At 33.2% G+C, this 4494-nt stretch carries 3 protein-coding genes; all 3 read right to left on the bottom strand.

All coding sequences use genetic code 11. The features are described 5' to 3' along the window. On the bottom strand, nt 1–350 hold a 350-nt coding region (locus tag HNP25_RS21520; RefSeq protein ID WP_221432533.1), incomplete at its 3' end, for a hypothetical protein. Between the two features lie 450 nt (nt 351–800). Then, nucleotides 801–2576, bottom strand: a complete 1776-nt coding sequence (locus tag HNP25_RS21515; protein ID WP_221432532.1) for a helix-turn-helix transcriptional regulator — start codon at nt 2574–2576, stop codon at nt 801–803. Between the two features lie 259 nt (nt 2577–2835). Continuing rightward, nucleotides 2836–4494, bottom strand: a 1659-nt coding sequence (locus tag HNP25_RS21510; RefSeq protein WP_221432531.1) for an astroprincin family protein, incomplete at its 5' end; no start/stop codon positions are given.

Below are 4494 nucleotides of genomic sequence, written 5' to 3'. Positions count from 1 at the left end.
TCAATATACGAAGCACCTCCAAATAATTTGAAGCTACTTTTTTTGAAAGGATGGTATTCAAAAGATAATCCTGCCATCGCCATATCTACATCACCTGCTAATTTTACTTCTTCGTCTGAAGTAGTCGTTGTAGAATTGACATTGTACTTAAAATAGCTAAATCCAAGTCGAGTAGTGATTTTAGGGCTAATGGCATAAGCAAGGTCAATACCAGGCGTTGTGCCTAAATTCAATGAGAGACCCAGTTTGTGGGTATTAGACCAAGATGGCTCTTGTCCAAAAGTGGTATTTATTCCACTAATGAAAAATGCACAAAGAAGAAATAAATTAAAAGTAGTTCTTCGTTTCATAAATTAATATTTGTTTAAATTGATTTTTTTGCTGTACGCTTAATATTTATAGTCTTTGGTTTATCAAATTTTAGCATTAAAGTAAATCAAGCGTAGATTTAAACTAACCAACTTAGATTTACGATAGTTTTAACATTAAAACTATCATAAACCTTTGTGTTGGAAAGCAGAAGCTTTGTAAATAATTGCTATCTACTTATTTTGATAAATGTAAATGCTTTACTCAAATTTAAACTGAGACAGTACTATAAATTTTGTAAAGCTTATTGATGTGTTAGAGATTAGATAACAAAGGCGAATTGTATTCTAGCATTTATAAAGAAGTTCTCGGTCATTTGTACTTTAGTATAACAAAGGTTATCAGAGAAAGAGGAGGAAAGCAAAAAAAAGGCATGACAAAAAGATGACAAAATTATAACGAACTAATAAATAGGTCTTTAGGATTTGTATTTATACTCTATCACTAGTTTTTCGGCGTAAGCGTAGTCGGGTTTGGTGAATGGTATTTTTATTCACACCAATCATATTCGCCATTTCTTGGGCGCTTAAATCTAGCTTTTCAAGCATCAATAAACGAGTTTCAGCATTAGTGAGGTCTGGATATTTTTCTTTTTGTACTTGAATATATCCCGGATGTACTTTTTCAAACATTACTTTGAAGTTTGTCCAGTCATCATCAGTCAGAATTGTAGAGGAAATGAGTTGCTCTAAGTACTCTTTGTGAGTGCTATTAGTGATGAGTTTTTCATTCTCAATACGAAGATTTTCCACCAATTCAGACATTTTACGAAAGTGTTGTGTCAGCGAATTGAGGTCATACTTGGCTAGGTTCAATTCTTCTTCTTTTTGGCGATGCTTACTATGTAGTCGTCTAAGACTGATAAAACCAAAGGTTACAACCAGAAGCAAAATGACAAGTATTGCATTGCGTAAGTATTGCTGTAGTTGTTTCTCGTTCTCAATCATTTTTAAATGCTCTGCATATTTTTCTGCTTCATAACGGAGTTGCATCTGCGAGAGTTTTTGAGCATCATTATGACGGTTCAGGCTATCTTGAAGTACTTGAGCAAGATGAGTAAAACGTAAAGCAGAAGCAAAATTTCCTTGCTTTTCCTGATATTCTGAAGAGTATTTATAAAATCTGAGAGGTTTAAAATAATCTAGTAGTCCTTTTGGTGATAAGTCATTTTTAATAATATTGGCACGTTCTAATAGTACTTTAACTTCATCTATTTTTCCCAGTTTTAATTTAATCGGAATAAGTACCATCAAAGCATCAAATTCTGCTTGTTTAGACACAGTAGAGTCTAACGAAAGTTGAGTTTTGATAAGTTGGTAACCTTTGTTTGCATAGAATTCTCCCTCCTTAATTTTTCCTTGTTCAATAAGCAGCGAAGCAATATCAATAGAAGAAAAATTTAACCAGAAGTGATTCCAATATCTTTGTTCGGGGGTTTCAATGTGTAGGTTTTGATGAAAATGCAGAATTTTCTTAGCGTAAAAAATAGACTTATCATAATCCTTTTTATCTTTCCAGTAAGTCTGAAGATAACTCAACACTTGTGTGTAGTGAAATCCTCCTTCAATGGTTGGCTCAATAAAGCGTTCGGCTATACTTAGGTATTGATAGGCTTTATCAAAATCTCCTAAATCCCAAAGACATTTACCGAAATTAAAAAGTAGTCCTGCTACATTATAGTCTCTGAATTTCTCGAAACCCACACGTTGAAGTTGTTCAAAACAATGTTGAACATCCACATAGTATTGTTCTTTAGATAATTTTTGACCTAAATATAGACTGTTTGTTAAATAACATAATGCTACTACTTCCTCTACTTCATAACCTTTCTGAATAGCGAGTTTCCTCATATCAATTAAAACATCGTTGGGACTTTTACCATTAGATATTTTAAGAGTTGATTTTCCAGTTACAAGACTAATATAATATTTTAAAGCTAGCTGTGTTTGGTAATCATTGGAGACAGTAGCGATACGAGCCATTCGTGAAAGAATTGTTGAGAGTTTTGTTACATCATCCACTTTCCAAAATGGATAATCATGAACATAACGATAACGTTCACTAGATGACATACTACGGAAACTAGCCTCATTAAAGGAAGGATAAGCAAGTAAACTATTTGAAAAATAACATACGAATAGTACAGAAATGATGTATTTCAGGAATAATTTTTTAAAAGGATATACAAATATTAAGCAGTTTCTCATATTTAACTTTCTTGACGGAAGAATATTAGAAATGTATTTCAAATCTATTTTTTGTCAAGACAACTTTAAATTCTTTAATAATTCTTTCAAACAGAAGGTTTTATAAAATTACAAAGTAAATATATTACAAAAGTTATTTCATAGGTTTTACTTTTAAATTTAAAACAAATGTGAACTTATAATTAAAAACAAAAAGCGGTCAAAAAACTAATTTTGATCGCTTTTTTGCTAAATGCTAAACTCGGAATAATTGAAAGTTTTACTTACAATCGTTTGTGGTATAAGTTGCAACTAATTTTACTTTTCCAGTACTTGCATTATAAGTTGTTGTACCCGTCAAGCCAGTTCCTCCTGATGTTATTATGTTTGAAGAAGATTTGCTAAATGTTGCTCTACCTGAATAATATTTTCCTGCTGAATAAGCATAAATAAAGTATTCTGTTCCTTCTTTTACGGTCAGACTTGTTTTTCCGCTTGTCATATATGAATATATATATCTTCCATACCAACTTGCAGTTGGATCATAAAGATACAACCACGTAGATGGCTTTATATTCACATCTTTATTGCTACATTTAGCGGTAAAATCAATATCAACATTGATTGGCGGCGGTGGTGCAGGTAAAGTAAGATTGATAGGAACAGCAGTTGTAACATTACATGGATTAAACAATGCCGTTTCTCCAACTACTTTTGCTGGGGCTTTAGTCATATCAAATACTTTCACTTTCATATCAGCTCTACGTGGATTGATAATGTAAGAGATTGCTCCGTTCGTAACATCAAAATTGTATCCATTCAGGATTTGATTTCCAGCATATAGGTATCCATAATAGCCACTCATATAGGTAGATACGTTTGAATTAACTTTTATTTGCGTATAGTAACTATTACATTTTGGACCAAGTTGATAGAAGTAATCTAAGTTCCAATACGATAAATGGCTTGCTGTAAAAGTAGCTACTAACTTACCATTTGCATCTTTCGATACTGTGGCAACACCTTCTTCTTTCCATTCCCCAGTAGTATTTTCATAACTCCAAGTTGGAATAACGTCTCCTTCTTTTAGTTTTAAATTCGTATTTGGGTCAACAAAATCATCATTAATTCCAACTTTAACTTCTATCGGTTTCGAGAAGCTTTTTACTTCCTTTCCACCAGCCTGCATATCAATTGCAACAAAACCCGCTGTAACAAATGCACCTTCGGTAATAGTACCATTTCTATTAACATTTTGTGGAGTAAAACCACCAGGAAATGAAAGTAAAGACTCCATTTGTGCTGAACCAAAGTGCACCACTTGTGTACTAACACTTGTTGCGTTGATTACATTTCCAGCCGCATCTTTTACCTGAGTACCAGGAGCTATACTTAGGCTTGCACTTTCATTTTTTCCATTTCCAGTTGGAATCTGAATTGTACCGCCTGTTAACGAAATATTTTGTGAAGCAGCAGTAACACCTAGCGGAGGAGCACTCAAACCAACCAAAGAAACTACATGCGATTGTGGGGTTGTTCCATCTACAATTGTGATTGTTTTACTGGTAGATAAGTAACCAGCTCCAGAAACAGCAACCGTAAAAACAATAGGGTTTGTTTCAGTTGGGTTAGCAGTTTTATTCAATACTAAAGTAAGAATATTACCAGCAACGGTAAAATCTTTACCCCCGAAATCGTCTAATACAAAGTCTTTACCGGGACCGCTAATTGTTACACTCAGCCCTTCAGGTATTTTAGTAGAAGTTGAGCTACCATCGACAAATTGAATGAGGACTGGCGATTTATAAATATCAGTATTCACCGTCAATTCAACGCCATCTAATGGATTGATTTTCTGGCAAGCGAAAACCAGTGAAAGTCCAAGAAATATATATATTATTGGACGAAATATAGAAGTAAAAAAGTTTTTCATCTTTTT

Origin of the sequence: Arcicella rosea, from assembly GCF_014204325.1 — a bacterium.
Classification (GTDB): domain Bacteria; phylum Bacteroidota; class Bacteroidia; order Cytophagales; family Spirosomataceae; genus Arcicella; species Arcicella rosea_A.
Note: the sequence above shows the minus strand (reverse complement) of the source record. Positions and strands in the feature narration are given on the sequence as shown.